Origin of the sequence: Methanimicrococcus hongohii (assembly GCF_032594095.1) — an archaeon.
Taxonomy (GTDB): domain Archaea; phylum Halobacteriota; class Methanosarcinia; order Methanosarcinales; family Methanosarcinaceae; genus Methanimicrococcus; species Methanimicrococcus hongohii.
This window is the reverse complement of the sequence record NZ_CP131059.1, coordinates 522,974-540,293: the sequence shown is the minus strand read 5'-3', so window position 1 is coordinate 540,293 and position 17,320 is coordinate 522,974. Positions and strand designations below refer to the sequence as shown.

Here is a 17,320-nt window from a genome sequence, read left to right as displayed (position 1 = left end):
GATTTCCTCTTATTTTCTTTTTTTATATAAATAGGTTGGCTTGACCGATTTCGAATTATCTTTTCGATATATCGAATTTTTTTCAGAAAAAATTTATTTTTACTCCAAATCTCAAAAACATCGTTTGACATATCGAAAATTGTTTATCGGATTTGTCATTTTTCGATGCAATCCTGCATGTTTTTTAATGAAAAATGTGGGCAATGTTTATATAGACCATATGGAATATAGTCAGATGCTACTACTTTATAGTGTTTACAGTAGAGGGTTTTCAAATGGCTAGTGAAAAATTGAATATGATTGAACAATTCAAGAACCTTGATATTCTCAAGGTCGACCGCCGCACATTCTTAAAGGCGGTAGCTGCCCTCGGAGCAACTTCTTTTGTTTCCATGTACGGAACACAGCTTGCAGACGCATTAGCTGCTTTCCCGCAAACAAAAGTCCTTTGGCTCCACGGTGCAGAATGTACAGGCTGTTCCGAATCCGCATTAAACGCCGCTAACCCGGAATTTGCGGAAGCACTCAGCAACTTAAATGTCAGCTTGGAATACCACGAGACGCTTTTGGCTCCGCAGGGTATTTTCGTTGACGGTAAATTGGTCGGAACTTCCGACTTAAACGGTGAAATTTTGCTTGACGAACTCGTCAAAGCAGGCGGATATGTCCTTGTCGTTGAAGGATCCATCGGAAACGGTCCGGACGGCACAGGCAAGATCAACATGATCGGAACGCACACCTTTAAGAGCATTTACGAAAAATGCGCAAAGAACGCCGCAGCAATTATCGCTCTCGGTACATGCGCAACTTACGGCGGTATTACAGTTACAGACTGTGACACAAAGAAATACTGCGACTTTATGGGCGTTAACCAAACCGAAGACAAAAAAGGCGGCATGAACGCCGTTCTCGGTATCAGCAACAAACCCGTCATCAACCTTCCCGGATGTCCGGCACACCCCGACTGGTTCTTCTTGACCGTCGCAGCCGTCATCCTCGGCAAGATCAATTTAAACGACTTGAGCGGTATTTTAGACGACGACGGCAGACCCAAGGTCTTCTACCCGCCCAACAACACGCTTCACGACAACTGCCCGCGCCGCGGCTTCTATGACCGCGGAGTTCTCGACGAGAGATTCGCAGAAGGCGGATGCTTGTGGAAAGTCGGCTGTAAAGCACCTTACGTCCACGCAGACTGCGCACTCAGAAAGTGGAACAACGGAACAAGCCTCTGTATGCAGGCCGGCGGCCCGTGCATTGCTTGTGTCGAACCGATTTTCCCCAACGGCTCAATGCCTTACTTTACAGAAAGGGAAAGCGCAGGCGTTCTGTTCGGCATCAACATCGGAACCGTCGCAGCCCTTGCAATCGGCGCTGCAGTCGTTGCAGCCGGCGTTCACGCTGTCCGCAGAGTTAACAAGGAGAAGTGATGAAAATGGTTAAAGTTACAGTTGATCCCTTAACAAGAATTGAAGGTCACATGAGAATTTCTACTGAGGTAGACGCAAACGGCATCATCACATCCGCACAGAGCGGCGGTATGCTTTTCCGCGGTTTTGAACGAATGCTTCAGAACAAAGACCCCAGAGATGCTCCCCTTCACGTTGCCAGAATCTGCGGTGTCTGTCCGATTTCACACTCAATGACCGCAACAAACGCGCTTGACGACCTCTACCAGGTCGCAGAAAGCGTCCCGCAGAACGCGCTTGCTGTTCGAAACTTCATTCAGGCAGCAAACATCGTTGCAAGTCACGCAACGCACATCTACATTTTATTCGGTCCCGACTTGGCAAACCCGAGATACAGAGACGTTTTGACCGGCTCGACCCTTAACTTGGGCGCAACCGGTGACGCTGTCTGGAAAGAACTTCTCGGCAGATTCGCACCGCTCAGCTACAAAGTTGACGGCAAAGCAGTCCCTGTCGGTGAAAGCTACTTATATGCAATTCCCGAAAAGAAGAGACTCCAAGAAGCAATTGCCCTTTTCGGCGGTAAAATGCCCCACCAGGCTGTTACCGTCGCAGGCGGTGTCACATGTACGCCCGATCTCGGCGACATTACAAAATCCGCAGCAATCTACTTGAAAGTCATGGAATTTGTTCAGAACCACACGCTCGGCGTGCCGCTTGACACTTGGATTGCAAACACATCCCAAGCCAGTTCACCCGCAGCAGCCGTTAAATTCGTGACGGACCATCTCGCAAGCTTAATCAACAACTCTTCCAACAACGATTTCTCAAAAGCAAACGGCTGGAAAGATGTTGAACTCTTCGCAGCATTCGGTTCCGAACTCGTCGGTGAAAAACTTCTCGGTCTTCCGGCAAGTTTGAGACTCGACAAACTCGGCGGTTACAGCGACGCAAGCAAGATGTGCTTCATGTCTTACGGTTCTTTCTATGACAGCACCAAAGACGGCTACACACCTTCAAGCCCGACCGGCGAGCGTTTCCTCACATCAGGTGTTGTTCGCGCAAGCAACTTGAAGTTCGAAGACCTTGACACGACCAAGATTTCTGAAAGTATTCAGTGCGCCTTCTATGAAGACGACACACCGTCCAGACACCCGTATGACGGAACGACTGTTCCGGTTACAGATACTGACAAGATCAATCTTGATGCAGGCCCGACTGACAAATACAGCTGGCTCAAAGCACCGCGCTATGACGGCATTGCCGCTGAAGTCGGTCCGCTCGCCCGTTTGATTGTCGCCCAGGATCCGCTTATTATGGGTCTTGCAAGTGCGTTTGTTGAAAACGGCATGTCTCCGGCAAACGTTTACACAAGAGTTCTTGCCCGTATGCATGAAACTGCAATTGTCGCTCACAAAATCGTTGACTTCCTCTATGACATCGACCTCGGAAATAAGAATTTTGCAGCGCCACTTGACATGAGAGCAGCCAAGGATAACAGAGGTATGGGTATTTGGGAAGCACCCAGAGGTGCTCTCGGTCACTGGATTGTCGCTGACGGTTCCGGAAAAACCAAGAATTACCAGGCGATTGTTCCGAGTACTTGGAACTTGGGCCCGCGTGATGAAAACGGAATTCCGTGCCCGGTTGAACAGGCACTTGTCGGCAATGCGATCTCAGGTGTTGACAATGTCGGCGGTGCCGATTACACAAACCCTGTCGCGATCCTTCACGTCGGCCGTTCTTACGATCCGTGTGTGGCTTGTGCCGTTCATACAATTGATGCAACAGGAAAGAATGCGCCCAGAGATTATGAATTATTCTGATGGAGGTTTTCTAAATGTCATCAAGTGCACAGAAAACCGATAAAATAGTGGTAGAACGTTACAACTGGGTTGAACGCTGGACACACACTTTCCACGCGATTGCCATGTTGACGTTGATCTTTACCGGCTTAGCCATTTACTTTGGCTGGGGAGAGATTATCTCATACCATAACGCGCGCCTTTTGCACATGTTTATGGTTCCGGTATTGCTCGTCACCAACTGGATTTTGGTGCCGTACGGAATTCTTTCCCACGGCTGGCAGGAAGGCGGCGTTAAAGGCATTATCAAGCACTTCTACTACAGTTACATCTTCAACAAGGAAGATTACTACCGTTTGAAGGGCATGATTCTCAACTTCTTCGGAAAGCAGGAGAAGTATCCTGAGTTTACGGTCTATAACAAAGCAACCGGTCATTACAGAACCAAGCTTCACCCGATGTTTAAAATCTTCATCGTCTTGGAAGGTATGTGTATCTTTTTGATCCTCATTACCGGAATCGTTCTTTACGCGGTCGACTGGAATATTGTCGGTATTCCGATCGCTCACTGGCTGATTATTATTTTCGGCTGGATTTCTCCGATTCTGGACATGAATGCTCTTGAATTTGCACGCTGGCTTCACTTGGCTTTGACGTACTTCTTTATCTTTGAATTGATTTGCCACGCTTTCATTTTGGAATTCGACACCAAGGTGTTCAAGTACTGGAGATCGATTTTCATTGACGGTAAGGAATACTTGGACAGCCCTGTTGTCCAGGTCATTGATGAAGACGACCACGAACATTAACGATATTTGGAAAGGAAAAGGAAAATTTAAGGAAACCCTCTGTTTCCTTTTCTAATCCGTTCGGCGCGAAGCGGCGGACGGACTTGAAACACAAGTTTCAAGTTCCACATTCTTTTTTTTGTTACTTATTTTTTTGATTCGTTTGATTTGATTTTTTTACATTTTGTTTCATCGTTTTTTCTATTTTGAAAATTTTGTCGTTCAATTTGAAATTTTTTCATATTTTATTTCATCGTTTTCTGTATTTGAAAAAAATCGTCGTTTGATTTGAAAATTGATTGAAAAGCGGAGCGGCTCGCGCGGCGGCGGGCTGCGGCTGCCGGCAGCGGCAACTGCGGCGCAAACCGGGCCTGCAAGTGGAAACGGAAACCTGACTCCAAGCGGAAACAGAAATCTGACCTGCAAGCGGAAACAGAAACCTGACTTGCCGGCGGAAACAGAAACCTGACTTGCCGGCGGAAACAGAAACCTGACTCCAAGCGGAAACAGAAACCTGACTTGCAAGCGGAAACAGAAACCTGACTTGCAAGCGGAAACAGAAACCTGTAGGTAGCAGCGGCACGTTCGCGAATGCGAACGGATTTCTCAAAAAAAAGCAGATGCAAGCAGCAACGTAAACCTGATTGGCAAAACAGAAACACAAACCCGATTGGCAGTGGCAATCATAAAAACAGTTGCAAATCGGCGGGCTCGACCGGATCAGTCCGCAGTAAAAGACAGTTGCAGACCGGCAGGCTTAGCTGTAACCGAACGCAGCTGAAAAATCAGGTGTCTTTTGTGTTTTTATTTTTCATGGTAAGAATCTCCAACTCCTTCTTTCCTCCGCTGCGCTCCGGAAACGCGTCGTTGGAGGGGACGGTTTTTGAACTTTAATTCAATTTAAAATTGATTGAAACATCATTTTTTATCCAATTTTCATCAAAAACGGAACGCCTTTTTTTATCGAAAATCTAAAAATTTAAGATTAGGGTTTTATCGGGCGTTCAGGTTCACCGATTTTCTTAAAATTGGATGTTTAGGTTTCATCTGAAAATGAAATAAAAACATGGCCGGGTTTAAAAATCTAAATCAAAATGATGCAGTTCGCGCGCCGGCGGCAGCCGAGAAAAACATCTTGAAACGCGTTTTCAATCAGATACCTTTTATACAATCTGTGCAATCCTTTTATCATTATCATTACCAATTACTGAAAATCAATTCAAATTCGGCTGAATCATTATGGTGTCTCAAAAAACAATTCGAATTATGGGCTGCGGCAATTTATGGATGGGCGATGACGGTGTCGGCATTCATACGGTTGAAAAACTGACGGCGATGAAAGATAAATTAGAAGGCGGCATACCCGTGTCTGATCCGTTCTTTTCGGATTTTCCCGAGTTGTCTCTTGATTCTCTTTTTTATTTGAAGGAAGTTGATATCCTGGACGCCGGCGTTTCCGGCTTGGATATGCTTTGTTTTTTGGAAGGATTTGATAAAATTATCATTATCGACGCGCTGAAAAGTGATCAAAATCTCGGCGCGATTTTAAGAATCAAAGGCGAAGATTTGCTTGACGGCGAAGGCGTCGGAAAAATGATGTCATCACACGACGTTTCGGTTCCGACGGTTCTCGGAATCGCCCGCGAAGTCCAAGGACTGCCCGAAATCGTTGTTTACGGCGTTGAAATCCAAAAACATCCCGATGAAGTGAATTTAACGACTGATATGAGCCCCGAAGTCGAAGCGGCCATTGATCGTTTAATTCCATTAGTTTTGGATGAGATTCGAAAAGATTTGACTGATTAATTGTTATTTTGAATTATTTTTCTATAATTTTCTGTTATTTTATCTCTGTGAATCCGTGTTAATATGTCTGAGGTTTACAAAAAAATTCTGATTAAAGGCGTCGTCCAAGGCGTCGGTTTTCGTCCTTTTGTTTACCGGACGGCAATTGAAAATCACATTTCGGGCTCCGTTATCAATTTGGGAAACATGGTTCAAATTCTCGCGGCGGGCAGCCCTCAAAATATTGAATCTTTTTTATCTGATTTGCAGACAAAAAATCCGCCGCTTTCAAGAATTGATGAAATCAATATTTCTGATGAAAAATTCAGCGGCGCGGAATTCGGGTCAAACGAATTTTTAATTTTAGAAAGCGCCGAAGGCGAATCGGGAAACTCAATCATTCCGCCCGATACAGCAGTTTGTTCCGACTGTTTGTCCGACATGCAATCGCCCGATAACCGCCGTTACTTGTATCCGTTTACGGTGTGCACAAATTGCGGTCCGCGCTACACGACTGTCAAAAAATTGCCTTATGATCGCAAAAACACAGTCATGAATGACTTTCCGCTTTGCAGTGACTGCTTGAACGAATACACAAATGTCAATGACCGCCGCTACCATGCGCAGCCGGTCTGCTGCCCGAAATGCGGTCCGATTCATACATTTGAAAAGTCGGCCGCAGCGGAGATTTCAAAAAAAATTGACAAAAGGGAAACAAGAGAAACAGCAGAAACAAGGAAAACAAAAGAAACAAGGAATACAAAAGAAATAAAGAATACGAGAGAAACGGTTGTTCTTTCTTCCGGAACCGACGCGCTCAAAGAAGCCGCAAAAGCAATCGATAACGGTTTTGTTGTTGCGTTAAAAGGGGACGGCGGTTTTCATCTCGTTTGCGACGCTTTCAATGAAGAAGCCGTCCGTCTTTTGCGTGACAGATTGAAACGTCCGGCGCAGCCTTTTGCCGTTATGGTTCGAACGACTGATGTTATCGAAAATCATGCTCGGATTCGCCGTGAAAACAAAGAACGAATTCATTCTGAAACTTTTGCAACTTCTGAAACTTTTGCAACTTCTGAAACTTTTGCAACTTCTGAAACTCTTGATCATCTTGATCTTCTCGAAAATGTGCGCCGTCCGATTGCCATTTGCAATAAATCCGATTCTTACGCGCTCGCGCTTTCGGTTGCGCCGAAACTTCATAATATCGGCATTATGCTTCCGTATTCGGCGGCTCATTATGTTTTATTCAATTTCTTGAAAACGGATGTCGTTGTTATGACTTCCGCCAATTTGCCGGGACTTCCGATGGTGATTGATAATGATGACGCTTTTTTCAAATTGTCTCATATCGCCGATTATTTCCTTTTCCATAATCGCACCATTCAAAACAGAACGGATGACACCGTGATTCGATTCGTCAATAACGAGCCGATTTTTCTGCGCCGTTCGCGCGGTTTTGTTCCCGAAAGAATCAAACTGCCGTTTTCAGCCGAAACAGCCGAAACAGCTGTTTCAGGCGTCGGCGCCGAAATGAATAACACGCTTTCGTTTGCAAAAGACGGAAATATTTTTTTATCGCAATACATCGGAAACACAAAACATTTGCAAACGGCTGCTTATCATGCGGAGGCTTTTGAGACGCTCGGGCAGCTGACAGGCATTCGTCCCGAAATTATTGCTTGCGACATGCATCCCGATTTCAATACGACGCATTTCGCCCAAGATTATGCGGCGGCAAACGGCTCCGCTTTGGTTCGGGTTCAGCATCATCACGCTCATATTTGTTCCGTCATGGCCGACAATGATCTGCCGATTGATTCTGTTGTTCTCGGAATTGCGCTTGACGGCGTCGGCTACGGTGACGATCAAACGGTTTGGGGCGGCGAGATTTTAAAATGCACTTACGCCGAATATGAACGCTTGTCTTCGCTTGCGCCGCAGCCGATGGCAGGCGGTGACTTGGCAACTAAGTTTCCGTCGCGGCTCGTTTTCGGAATGCTTTATTCTTACATTCAAAACGAAACGCTTTCCGAAGAGGATTTGCTGTCTTTGAATCTTTATTTCCCGCGCGGAAGCGAGGAAGCAAAAATCGTTTTGTCGCAGCTGAAAAACAATTTCAATGTCGCTCTTTCAAGCAGTTCCGGACGCGTTTTGGATGCGGCGGCGGCACTTCTCGGACTTTGCGGCGAACGCACTTATGACGGTGAGCCGGCAATGATTTTAGAGTCGACGGCGTATCAGGGCGTTTTAGAATTGACGGCGGCATCGGATTTGTCCGAAATGTCTTTTCTCTCGGATGTTTTGGGCTCCGAAAATTTGCCGACATTGAATGATCTTTCTTATTTCCGGCCGACATTCAAACAAATCCAAGAAAATAATAGCAAAAATAAAGAAAATGACGGCGCAAAACGTACACTTTTTGATACGTCCGCGCTCCTGTATTCTCTTTATTTAGAAGTCATCGCGGGCGAAAATTCAAGATTTACAAAGAATCAATTGGCGGCACTGTTTATTCACGCTTTTGCCGAAGGAATCGGCCGTTTGGCTTTAAAAAACATTGAAGAAACCGGAATTCAAACGGTTTGCGTGTCAGGCGGCGTTGCAAACAATGATTATATCGTGTCGGTTTTGGCAAAAACATTAAAGGAAAACGGCATTGTTTTATTGACTCATAAAAATCTGCCGCCGGGTGACGGATGTATTTCGCACGGACAGGTCGCATCGGTGACGGCGCGGTTAATCGCAGAAAAAAATTCCAAATCGAAGCACTGAAATAATACAAGAACGGAGAAAAGAATCTCGGGAATAACCTTTAAATATAATTGTTATGATTATACGGTTGCTTTCTCTTATTTTTGGTCCACTGACAGCGAGGGTTGTCGAGTGGTCAAAGGCGCCGGACTTAAGATCCGGTTCCGAAGGGATTCGTGGGTTCAACTCCCACCCCTCGCATTATCGGACCAAAAATAATTGAAACACTCACCTCCTTGGTGTTTCAATTTTTCTTTTTTTAAAATTATTTTTTAATTTCGATTTCTTTTTGTTTTATATTTCATCTCTTTTTTCATCTCTTTTTATTTTTTCAATTTCATAACTTTTCAAATAATTTAAAAACATTTAACCGTTTGCGAATATCTTTGGGTTTTGAGGTATTCTCATGAATTTCAAAAAGCCAATTTCCAAATTCAATTTCTTCTCCGACAATCGCGGCATTTCTCCCGTTGTTGGTGTTCTGCTCCTGCTTGCAATCACCGTCGTCATGGCGGGATACTTGGCAACCGAAGTGCTCAGCTACGAATTTCAAGCGCCGTCTCAGCCGGTCAGTTTAAGCGCCCGTGTTGAAAACGCCGCTGTCGGCAGTTCAAATTATGCTGTCATCCGAATCGAGCATTCGGGCGGCGCGCCGATTCAAATGTCTGATATACGAATTCTGTTCAACCAATCCGAAGCGGATATGTCTTACTTTTCCGGCGATACATTCGGAATCGGAGATTCGATTGCAGTCTGCGGTATCGGCAGCGGTAAAACAGCGGTTTTGGCTTATCCCGTTTCACAAAGCACAAAAAAACCGTCGCAAAATATTCTCGGCTCGGGGGAGTCGGCCGAGTTGGTTATTGTGGATTCCGTGAACAATCAAATCCTTTACAAAAAAGTCATTTATGTCACTTAATGAATTTACAATTTTAATCTTTTTTCATTATTTTTTATATTATTTTATTAAATTAATTTTATTTTTATGTCATCTGTCATTGATAAATTTCTGACTTTTACCGAAAAATTTTCGCGGTTATATTTTTATAGATGTGTTTTGTTGTAAAATTACTTTTTGGTAAAACGAAACTTATTTTATTAAATAAAATCTTTTAGGGGTTTTTAATATTAGTCAGTTCTATGAAAATATTTACGTTGCTCCAAACGACACCGACTATGTCGTCGAAAGCGTTCCCGATGCAGCTTTGCTTGCATGTCTCGGAATTTATCCGCAATCCGTTGTCCGAAAAAGCCACTGCTACAAATTAGGCGGTCCTGTGATTTTACACATTTCCTCCCGAAAAGTCGCCGTCGGCAAAGACTTAGCTTCTCAAATTCTTGTTCGGGAGGCTGAATAATAAATGGGTTGTCATGATTTAGGGGAAGACCCGAAGGTTTTGGGGTTACAAAATAAAATTTTAGGGTCATGATAAGAACAACTAAGTAATTTGGTGTTCAAACAATGACCTTGCATATGAAAAATAAATACATTTTCCGTTCGAAAATTTCTGAAGCAAAATTTCGTCAAATTGTGAAGCTTTTTGCTTTCGATCTTGATGCAACTCAAATCTCTAAAATCACAGGAATCAGTCGAATTACAATCAACAGATACTTAATGGCAATCCGCGAGCGGATTGCCGAATTTTGTGAACAAGAAGCTCCATTTCAAGGAGAAATTGAAGTTGATGAATCATATTTCGGCCCGAGACGCGTAAAAGGAAAGCGTGGCCGTGGTGCCGGTCACAAAACGATTGTTTTTGGGATTGTAAAACGGCAAGAGAAAGTTTACACAAGAATCGTCCCGGATTGTTCCAAATCAACATTACAAAAAATCATTAAAGAAAAAGTGGATCTCGACAGCGAAATCAATTCAGATAAATGGCATGGATACAACGGATTAGAAGATGCAGGATATAAAAAACATCATCGAGTGGATCATGGAAAAGATGAATTTGTCAATGGGAAACACCATATTAATGGGATTGAAGGATTTTGGGGATTCTCTAAAACCAGAATGAGTAAACATAGAGGAGTTAATAAAAAGTATTTTTATCTTCATTTAAAAGAATGTGAATTTAGGTATAATTATAGGAATGAGGATTTATATCAAAAAATCTTAAAGATTGTTAGAAATAATCCTCTATTCTTATCATGACCCAAATTTTATTAATGGGCAGTCCGAACGTCGGAAAAAGCGTTTTCTTTTCCGCCTTCACAGGCATTCATGTCGTCAGTTCCAATTACGCGGGAACCACCGTCAGTTACATGGAAGGCAAAATGGCGCTCGGCGACAAAACATATTCACTGATCGATGTCCCCGGCACTTATACAATGAATGCCAACTCCGAAGCGGAAGCCATTGCCATTCAATTTGTTAAATCCGGTCCGAAAGCAATCATCTTTGTCTTAGATGCGACAAACTTGGAAGGCAGTCTTCGTTTGGCTTTGGAGCTGAAAGAAGAATACAACATCCCGACCGTTTACGCTTTAAACATGACGGACGTCGCTGACAGAAAAGGCATTTCCATTGATGTCCCGCTGCTGTCCAAAAAACTCGGCAGCCCTGTTATTTCCACGATTGCCGTCAAAAAAGAAGGCTTTGACGAATTGAAAAGCCTCTTGGAAGAAACACTTCAGAATGCACCTGAAGCGCCCGCTGCTTCTGCTTCTGCTGCTTCTGCCGCTTCCGCAGCATCATGCGGCTGTTCCGGCGAATTTCATAAAGACGCCGATAAAGACTCCAATAAAAAATGCTGTGATTCGAATGATACTGCCTCGACACTCAACGTTTCTCAGTCCGGCGAAGTCTGTTTTGATGATGCCAAAAGCATTCAGTATTGGAATGACGCTAAAGCGCTCGCAAGAGAAGTCACACAAAAATCACAAGCCAAACCCGGCCGGTTGGACCGCCTCGGCGACAAAATGGTTAAACCGTGGCCCGGCATTCCGATCGCATTGCTTGTTATTGTCCTGTCTTTGGGAATTGTCGTCGGCACAGGAAAGGCTCTGCGTGCCGTTTTGATTCTTCCGCTGATCAACAATTACATTGTTCCGTTCTTCACGAATTTGTTCACAAGTTTTATTCCCGAAGGCATTTTGTTAAACATCCTTGTCGGCGAATACGGTATATTTGTGATCAGTTTTGAATGGATTTTGGGTCTCGTTATCCCGTACGTGATTGTTTTCCAGTTCGTTTTCACATTCTTAGAAGACTCCGGCTATCTGCCGCGTTTATCTGTATTATTTGACAACATTATGCGCAAATTAGGCGTTCAGGGCGGCAGCTTGATCAACATTATGCTTGCGTTTGGCTGTGCCGTTCCCGCAATTATCGGAACGCGCTCCGCAACCACTTACAAAGAGAGATTAATGGTCACGACGATGATTTGTTTCTCCGTTCCGTGTATTTCTCAGCTGAGCGTTTTAATTGCGATGACTTCTGATTATTCGTTTACTCTTTTCGCAGCAGTATTGGTTTCCGCGCTTGTCATTTTCATCTCGGTTGCACTTCTTGCGAACAAAGTTTTCAAAGGAAAAGTCGACCCGCTCGTGATTGAAGTTCCGAATCTGCTTATTCCGAACCGCAAAGCTTACTTCAAAAAGCTTTGGATCCGCATCAAGCAGTTCATTTGGGAAGCGGAAGGACCGATGCTTTTGGCGGTTTTCATTGCGGCGATCTTTAAAGAAACCGGAATGCTTGACCTCTTGGCTGTCTGGCTCGAACCTTTGATGGTCGGCTGGCTCGGTTTGCCGGGCGAAGGTGTCATGGCATTGATTTTAGGCATCGTTCGCCGTGAAATGTCCGTTGCGCCGCTTTTGATGCTTAACTTAACGGCGTTTCAAATGTACATCGGCGCCATTGTTTCATTGCTTTATCTGCCATGCCTCTCGGTTTTCGGTATTTTGGCAAAAGAATTCAATGCGAAAACGGCTGTCGGAATTGTCTTATTGACAACGGTTTCGGCGCTGTTTGTCGGCGGTGTTATCAATCATGTCGGCACGTTCATATTCAGCCTGATTTGATTGTCAGCCTGATTTGATTGATTCGGGTAATTCATTTATCCGAAAAACACCGTTATCAGGGTTTCGATTTTTATTAAAATCCTGATATTAAAAAAACGTTTTATTTGTTAAAACAATAGGGTTCTAATCTTTTTGGTTTATATTTTGTATCTTACAGGATTTGGTATGTCTATGATATTTGTTGATTGGACGCAAAAGGTGGAGCGGATTGCATGTAAGTATCCCTCCTTTTTCAAAGTCACAATGGCTTATTACAAGAATATGGTCAGGCGTGAAATCAATTACGCCAATATTACGGCAAACGATCATGTTTTGTGTATCGGCGGCGGTCCGTGCCCGTACAGCGCGCTTCTCATTCATTCGCTGACCGGCGCAAAAGTCACGGTTGTCGATAACGATGAAAACAGCGTACGCTGTTCTAAACGGCTTTTGAAAAGAAAAGATATGGAAGCGTATATTTCTGTTGTCATGCAGGACGGCGAAGCGTTGGATATGTCCGGATTTTCGGTCATTCATATCGCTGCTCAAATTTCGCCCAAAGAAAAGGTTTTCAACGCCGTTTGGGAAAAAGCGGATGAGGGAAGCACAATTTCAATGCGTTTTCCAAAAAAGAAATTGAGACGGCTTTATGTTCACCACAGTTCATCGTCTTCGGCGCCCGTCTTTGAAGAGATTTCGCCGCTTAAACGCATCAAGCACGGCATGTTCAGAAACGTCAGTTCCACGTCTCTTTATATTAAGTGATCGAATAATCAAAGATTTTGAATCAGGATTAATGAATCGAATTATGAATTTAATTATGAATCAAAGTTTTTGAATCGAATTATGAATTTGATTATGAATCAAAGTTTTTGAATCGGGATTATGAATTGAATTATAAATCGAATTATAAATTGAATTATGAATTGAATTATGAATCGAAAAACCTTTTTCAAAGCAATTTTATGGCTTGCAGTCGCTCTTTTGCTTGCGGCTCTTATTCTGTCATCGGACATTTCCGAAGTTATTGACAGTTTAAAATCCATTACTTTGCCGCTGATTCTTATTTGCGCGGGTCTTCAGCTGCTGACTCAGCTTCTTCTCAATTACCAGTGGTGCCATATCGCCGGCGCGATGGGTCTTAAAGCGAATTTTTGGAAAATGTTTTACATCAATTCGAAGGGTAATTTGACGGAATCGATTACGCCCGGCGCGAAAGTCGGCGGCGAAGTTGTCCGCGGTTATTTGTTCAAATCGGAATTCGGCTGCTCGACGGCGGATGCCGCATCTTTAGTTGCAATTCAAAAAATCATCAGTGTCGGCTCTCTGATTCTTTTAAATTTGATCGCGCTTATCTTTTTACCCGCTTCCGTTTCATTTTTAACGCCTTTTTTGAAAGGGGTTCTATTGGCTGTTATGGTCGGCATTTTGATTCTGTTTGTTCTTTTGCTGTTTCGCCCGCAGATTCTTTCAAACAAAGCCGCATCATATGATTTCAAGCGGCCGGCTCTTCAAAAGTTTCAGAAAGGTTTGATTGAATTTTCCGAACACGCGCAAAAAATCAGAAGCGGAAAAATACTTCTGTTTCAGCTTGCTCTTTCTGTTTTCATTTGGGCGCTTTTCCCGTTTAAGCTGATGATTTTGGTCAATCAATACAGAAGCGATATCAATCCGTTAGCCATTTTGGGAGCGACGCTGACGGCTTATTTTATTGCGATGATTCCGCTTTCTCCGGGCGGACTCGGCGTTTTTGAGGTGACGCTTTCAAGCCTTTTGATTATGTTCGGCTTAACTTCCGAGCAGTCGCTGATTACAGCAGTCGTTTTCAGATTCTTTACTTTCTGGTTCGTCATTCTTTTCAGTTTAGGCTTTATCGCGGCTTACGATTTAATTCAAAAGATTAAAAAATCGCGCGCCGAAAAGAAACAGCCGGCTCATTCAGATATCGGCTCCGAGATCGGTCCCGAAATCCGTTTTGAATCATAAAAGCTGAAAAGCTGTTTTCTTTTTTCATTTAAATTAAAAGGCGGGTCATGTTTCATTTTTTTGAAAAAAACTGTGCGGCTCGCGCGTGACGGCGTATCGGTCGGTAACGGCAGCAGCAGGTCACGGTAAACGGAAATCTGACCGGCAGCGGCAGCAGTAAAATTTTGTTGAAAAAGAAACAAAATGAGGGGACAGAGTTCAAAAATTAAAGAAAAACGAAGCGTCTCAAGCGCGCCGCGTGCCGCAAACGCCCGAGTGCAAACACCTGAGAGCAAACACCGAAGCGGCAGCAGCAGTGCAAACCGCAAAATAATATATACTTTAAATCGTTTGAATGTGTATTCGATTCATTCTTATCATTTTATCAATTTTATTATCAATTATTATCAATTTTATTACATTAAAATTCAGGAAATTATCATGAAAACAGACCGTTTTGTTATTACAGTCATCGGTGTCGATACAGTCGGTATTGTCGCGGGCGTTACAAGTGTGATGTCCGATTACGGCGTCAATATTATCGATATCCGTCAAACGCTTATGGAAGATATTTTTACAATGCTCATGATCGGCGAAGTCAAAAGCGAAAATTTCGTTTTGAAAGATTTTCAGGAAAAAATGGCCGAAGTCGGCGGAGAATTCAAAGTCGAAATCCGCGTTCAGCATGAAGATGTTTTCAGATACATGCACCGCATTTAATTATCGGCGAATAAAAAGAAATAACAAGAGCATAGGAGCTGTTTTATGTATCTCACCTCTGAAGAAATCTTGGAAACCATCGAAATGGTCCGAATGGAAAGTTTAGACATCCGAACCGTGACGATGGGAATCAGTTTAAGAGATTGTTCCAATCCCGATATTGACGTTTTTAATCAAAATATTTATGAAAAAATCGTCGGCAAAGCCGAAAATTTAGTCGGCACGGCTGAGGCGGTCGAAGATTTGTACGGCATTCCGATCATCAATAAACGCATTTCGGTAACGCCGATTGCTGTTGCCGCCGAAGCCTGTGTCAGCCCCGATTTCGTGTCGGTTGCAAAAACGTTAGATAAAGCCGCAAAAGAAGTCGGCGTGAATTTTATCGGCGGCTTCAGCGCGCTGGTTCAAAAAGGAATGACAAACGGTGACCGCCGTTTAATTGAATCTATTCCGAAAGCGTTGGCTGAAACGGAACGCGTTTGCTCTTCCGTCAATTTGGCAAGCTCCAAAGCCGGCATCAACATGGACGCTGTTGCGCTGATGGGCGATGTCATCAAGCAGGCGGCAAAGCTGACGGCAGACGCGGACAGCATCGGCTGCGCAAAATTGGTCGTGTTTGCCAACGCGCCCGACGACAATCCGTTCATGGCAGGCGCGTTTCACGGAATCGGCGAGGCTGAGTGCGTGATTAACGCCGGCGTCAGCGGTCCGGGCGTCGTCAACTCGGCGCTTCGCAGGCTCAAGAATCCGTCTCTCGGGGAAATTTCTGAAGAAATCAAGAAAACAGCTTTCAAAATCACAAGAATGGGCGAAATGGCGGCTCGTGAAGTTTCTGAAAGACTCGGCGTCGAATTCGGCGTTGTTGATATTTCATTAGCGCCGACGCCGGCAGTCGGCGACAGTGTTGCCGAAATTTTGGAAGCGATGGGCTTGGAACGCTGCGGAACGCACGGTACAACGGCTGCACTCGCGCTTTTAAATGACGCCGTTAAAAAAGGCGGTGCGATGGCCTCATCTTCCGTCGGCGGTTTAAGCGGCGCTTTTATTCCCGTCAGCGAAGATGCGGGAATGATCCGCGCAGTTGAAGACGGTGCTTTATCGCTTGAAAAATTGGAAGCGATGACTTGTGTTTGCTCGGTCGGGCTTGATATGATTGCCGTTCCGGGCGACACGTCCGCGTCAACGATTTCAGCAATCATTGCCGATGAAATGGCAATCGGCGTCATCAACAAAAAGACAACGGCCGTTCGTATTATTCCGGCAGTCGGTAAAAAAGTCGGCGATTCGGTTGAATTCGGCGGTTTGTTGGGCGCAGCGCCCGTAATGAGCGTTTCTGCGTTCAGTTCGGAAGAATTTATAAAACGCGGCGGCAGAATTCCCGCGCCGATCCAATCATTAACCAATTGATTCCGGTTTTCAGGATTGATTTTTACTTTTTTAATTTTTAATTTTTTTTCAAAATCTTCAATAAAGCATAAGCTCTTCATTAAAATAAAAATAAATTATATTTTTAAAAAATAGTAAAATTAATCTAATTTATTATCAGATTTCGAGTCGGGAAGTAAACCTTTCCGATTTTGAAATCTGAAAATAATTGTTTTCAATTAAAAAATTATTTTTAATTTTATGAATGGAAACCAAATCTGAAAATAAAAAAACAAAATCAAAGAATTAAGAGATTTTCTTTAATTCTTCGATATTTCTCAAAATCATTTTTCTTTCTTCGAGGATACTTTCCTCGATTTTCTCAATGATTTTGTCCATCGGAACAGTCAGCTTGTAATATTTTACAGGTCTTCCTTTTCCGTTGTCTCTCTTTTCTTCTCTGATTTCAATCCAATTATTATTTTTCAGATAGCGCATGGCGATGCTGACTTCAGGCTGTCTGAGGCCGGAAGACATTTCAATGGAATGAGATGTTAATTCTCTGCCGTCAGATAAACAGGCCAATGTTTTTGCAACAGGTCTGCTGATGTCTAATTTTCGAAGCAGTTCCACCATTTCGGAATCTTTGCTAATGTATTGTTCACTCATTATATGTTCCTCATTTAAGCTCGTTTCGTTTTTAATCGTTTTTGTACGTTTTTTAACAACC

16 protein-coding genes and 1 tRNA gene are annotated in these 17,320 nt (G+C 43.7%); 14 read left to right on the top strand and 3 right to left on the bottom strand.

The window, feature by feature from the left end; genetic code table 11:
• The first annotated feature begins 275 nt into the window (after positions 1–275).
• The 3 genes from MmiHf6_RS02415 to MmiHf6_RS02405 are packed head-to-tail and all read left to right on the top strand — an operon-like array spanning position 276 to position 4,023.
• The gene (locus MmiHf6_RS02415; RefSeq protein ID WP_316558117.1) at positions 276–1,430 is read left to right on the top strand and encodes a hydrogenase small subunit; all 1,155 of its coding nucleotides are present in this window, start codon (positions 276–278) and stop codon (positions 1,428–1,430) included.
• Positions 1,430–3,235 (top strand): nickel-dependent hydrogenase large subunit, encoded by a 1,806-nt coding sequence (locus MmiHf6_RS02410; protein ID WP_316558116.1) that lies wholly within the window; start codon positions 1,430–1,432, stop codon positions 3,233–3,235. Before MmiHf6_RS02415 ends, MmiHf6_RS02410 begins: the two co-directional genes overlap by 1 nt.
• A 14-nt stretch (positions 3,236–3,249) precedes the next feature.
• Positions 3,250–4,023 (top strand): cytochrome B, encoded by a 774-nt coding sequence (locus MmiHf6_RS02405; RefSeq protein WP_316558115.1) that lies wholly within the window; start codon positions 3,250–3,252, stop codon positions 4,021–4,023.
• A gap of 229 nt (positions 4,024–4,252) precedes the next feature.
• Here the strand turns inward: MmiHf6_RS02405 and MmiHf6_RS02400 are convergent, their stop codons facing one another.
• Complete coding sequence (locus tag MmiHf6_RS02400; protein ID WP_316558114.1) at positions 4,253–4,666, bottom strand: hypothetical protein; 414 nt, start codon at positions 4,664–4,666, stop codon at positions 4,253–4,255.
• Positions 4,667–5,241: 575 nt separating this feature from the next.
• Here MmiHf6_RS02400 and MmiHf6_RS02395 point away from each other — a divergent pair.
• The 9 genes from MmiHf6_RS02395 to MmiHf6_RS02355 all read left to right on the top strand — a co-directional run bounded on the left by MmiHf6_RS02395 (position 5,242) and on the right by MmiHf6_RS02355 (position 14,526).
• Entirely contained in the window at positions 5,242–5,808 is a 567-nt protein-coding gene (locus MmiHf6_RS02395; protein WP_316558113.1) for a hydrogenase maturation protease, read from the top strand.
• Between the two features lie 63 nt (positions 5,809–5,871).
• Positions 5,872–8,559 (top strand): carbamoyltransferase HypF, encoded by a 2,688-nt coding sequence (locus MmiHf6_RS02390; RefSeq protein ID WP_316558112.1) that lies wholly within the window; start codon positions 5,872–5,874, stop codon positions 8,557–8,559.
• 97 nt (positions 8,560–8,656) lie between these two features.
• Positions 8,657–8,739 (top strand) — tRNA-Leu (locus MmiHf6_RS02385).
• Positions 8,740–8,944: 205 nt separating this feature from the next.
• Complete coding sequence (locus MmiHf6_RS02380) at positions 8,945–9,457, top strand: type IV pilin domain-containing protein (protein WP_316558111.1); 513 nt, start codon at positions 8,945–8,947, stop codon at positions 9,455–9,457.
• A gap of 208 nt (positions 9,458–9,665) precedes the next feature.
• A complete protein-coding gene (locus MmiHf6_RS02375) occupies positions 9,666–9,896 on the top strand; it encodes a FeoA family protein (protein ID WP_338140909.1) in 231 nt (76 codons plus the stop codon).
• A gap of 116 nt (positions 9,897–10,012) precedes the next feature.
• Positions 10,013–10,693 (top strand): IS1595 family transposase, encoded by a 681-nt coding sequence (locus MmiHf6_RS02370; RefSeq protein ID WP_316558638.1) that lies wholly within the window; start codon positions 10,013–10,015, stop codon positions 10,691–10,693.
• Positions 10,694–10,707: 14 nt separating this feature from the next.
• The gene (gene feoB / locus MmiHf6_RS02365) at positions 10,708–12,561 is read left to right on the top strand and encodes a ferrous iron transport protein B (RefSeq protein WP_316558109.1); all 1,854 of its coding nucleotides are present in this window, start codon (positions 10,708–10,710) and stop codon (positions 12,559–12,561) included.
• Between the two features lie 165 nt (positions 12,562–12,726).
• Positions 12,727–13,305, top strand: a complete 579-nt coding sequence (locus MmiHf6_RS02360; RefSeq protein WP_316558108.1) for a nicotianamine synthase family protein — start codon at positions 12,727–12,729, stop codon at positions 13,303–13,305.
• Between the two features lie 168 nt (positions 13,306–13,473).
• Complete coding sequence (locus tag MmiHf6_RS02355) at positions 13,474–14,526, top strand: lysylphosphatidylglycerol synthase transmembrane domain-containing protein (protein ID WP_316558107.1); 1,053 nt, start codon at positions 13,474–13,476, stop codon at positions 14,524–14,526.
• Here MmiHf6_RS02355 and MmiHf6_RS02350 read toward each other — a convergent pair.
• A complete protein-coding gene (locus tag MmiHf6_RS02350) occupies positions 14,475–14,834 on the bottom strand; it encodes a hypothetical protein (RefSeq protein ID WP_316558106.1) in 360 nt (119 codons plus the stop codon). The genes MmiHf6_RS02355 and MmiHf6_RS02350 overlap by 52 nt on opposite strands.
• Positions 14,835–14,946: 112 nt before the next feature.
• Between MmiHf6_RS02350 and MmiHf6_RS02345 the strand changes: the two genes are divergently transcribed.
• Both MmiHf6_RS02345 and MmiHf6_RS02340 read left to right on the top strand, forming a co-directional pair.
• Positions 14,947–15,225, top strand: a complete 279-nt coding sequence (locus tag MmiHf6_RS02345) for an ACT domain-containing protein (protein ID WP_316558105.1) — start codon at positions 14,947–14,949, stop codon at positions 15,223–15,225.
• A 45-nt stretch (positions 15,226–15,270) separates the two neighbouring features.
• On the top strand, positions 15,271–16,632 hold the full coding sequence (locus MmiHf6_RS02340) for a PFL family protein (RefSeq protein WP_316558104.1): 1,362 nt from the start codon (positions 15,271–15,273) through the stop codon (positions 16,630–16,632).
• 264 nt (positions 16,633–16,896) lie between these two features.
• Here MmiHf6_RS02340 and MmiHf6_RS02335 read toward each other — a convergent pair whose 3' ends face one another.
• Complete coding sequence (locus MmiHf6_RS02335; RefSeq protein ID WP_316558103.1) at positions 16,897–17,259, bottom strand: MreA family transcriptional regulator; 363 nt, start codon at positions 17,257–17,259, stop codon at positions 16,897–16,899.
• Positions 17,260–17,320: the final 61 nt, after the last annotated feature.

What these genes read in the sequence shown, in the direction of transcription:
- MmiHf6_RS02415 (WP_316558117.1), top strand. Translation starts at nt 276, where the DNA reads ATGGCTAGTGAAAAATTGAATATGATTGAACAATTCAAGAACCTTGAT.
- MmiHf6_RS02410 (WP_316558116.1), top strand. Translation starts at nt 1,430, where the DNA reads ATGAAAATGGTTAAAGTTACAGTTGATCCCTTAACAAGAATTGAAGGT.
- MmiHf6_RS02405 (WP_316558115.1), top strand. Translation starts at nt 3,250, where the DNA reads ATGTCATCAAGTGCACAGAAAACCGATAAAATAGTGGTAGAACGTTAC.
- MmiHf6_RS02395 (WP_316558113.1), top strand. Translation starts at nt 5,242, where the DNA reads ATGGTGTCTCAAAAAACAATTCGAATTATGGGCTGCGGCAATTTATGG.
- MmiHf6_RS02390 (WP_316558112.1), top strand. Translation starts at nt 5,872, where the DNA reads ATGTCTGAGGTTTACAAAAAAATTCTGATTAAAGGCGTCGTCCAAGGC.
- MmiHf6_RS02380 (WP_316558111.1), top strand. Translation starts at nt 8,945, where the DNA reads ATGAATTTCAAAAAGCCAATTTCCAAATTCAATTTCTTCTCCGACAAT.
- MmiHf6_RS02370 (WP_316558638.1), top strand. Translation starts at nt 10,013, where the DNA reads ATGAAAAATAAATACATTTTCCGTTCGAAAATTTCTGAAGCAAAATTT.
- feoB (WP_316558109.1), top strand. Translation starts at nt 10,708, where the DNA reads ATGGGCAGTCCGAACGTCGGAAAAAGCGTTTTCTTTTCCGCCTTCACA.
- MmiHf6_RS02360 (WP_316558108.1), top strand. Translation starts at nt 12,727, where the DNA reads ATGTCTATGATATTTGTTGATTGGACGCAAAAGGTGGAGCGGATTGCA.
- MmiHf6_RS02355 (WP_316558107.1), top strand. Translation starts at nt 13,474, where the DNA reads ATGAATCGAAAAACCTTTTTCAAAGCAATTTTATGGCTTGCAGTCGCT.
- MmiHf6_RS02345 (WP_316558105.1), top strand. Translation starts at nt 14,947, where the DNA reads ATGAAAACAGACCGTTTTGTTATTACAGTCATCGGTGTCGATACAGTC.
- MmiHf6_RS02340 (WP_316558104.1), top strand. Translation starts at nt 15,271, where the DNA reads ATGTATCTCACCTCTGAAGAAATCTTGGAAACCATCGAAATGGTCCGA.
- MmiHf6_RS02335 (WP_316558103.1), bottom strand. Translation starts at nt 17,259, where the DNA reads ATGAGTGAACAATACATTAGCAAAGATTCCGAAATGGTGGAACTGCTT.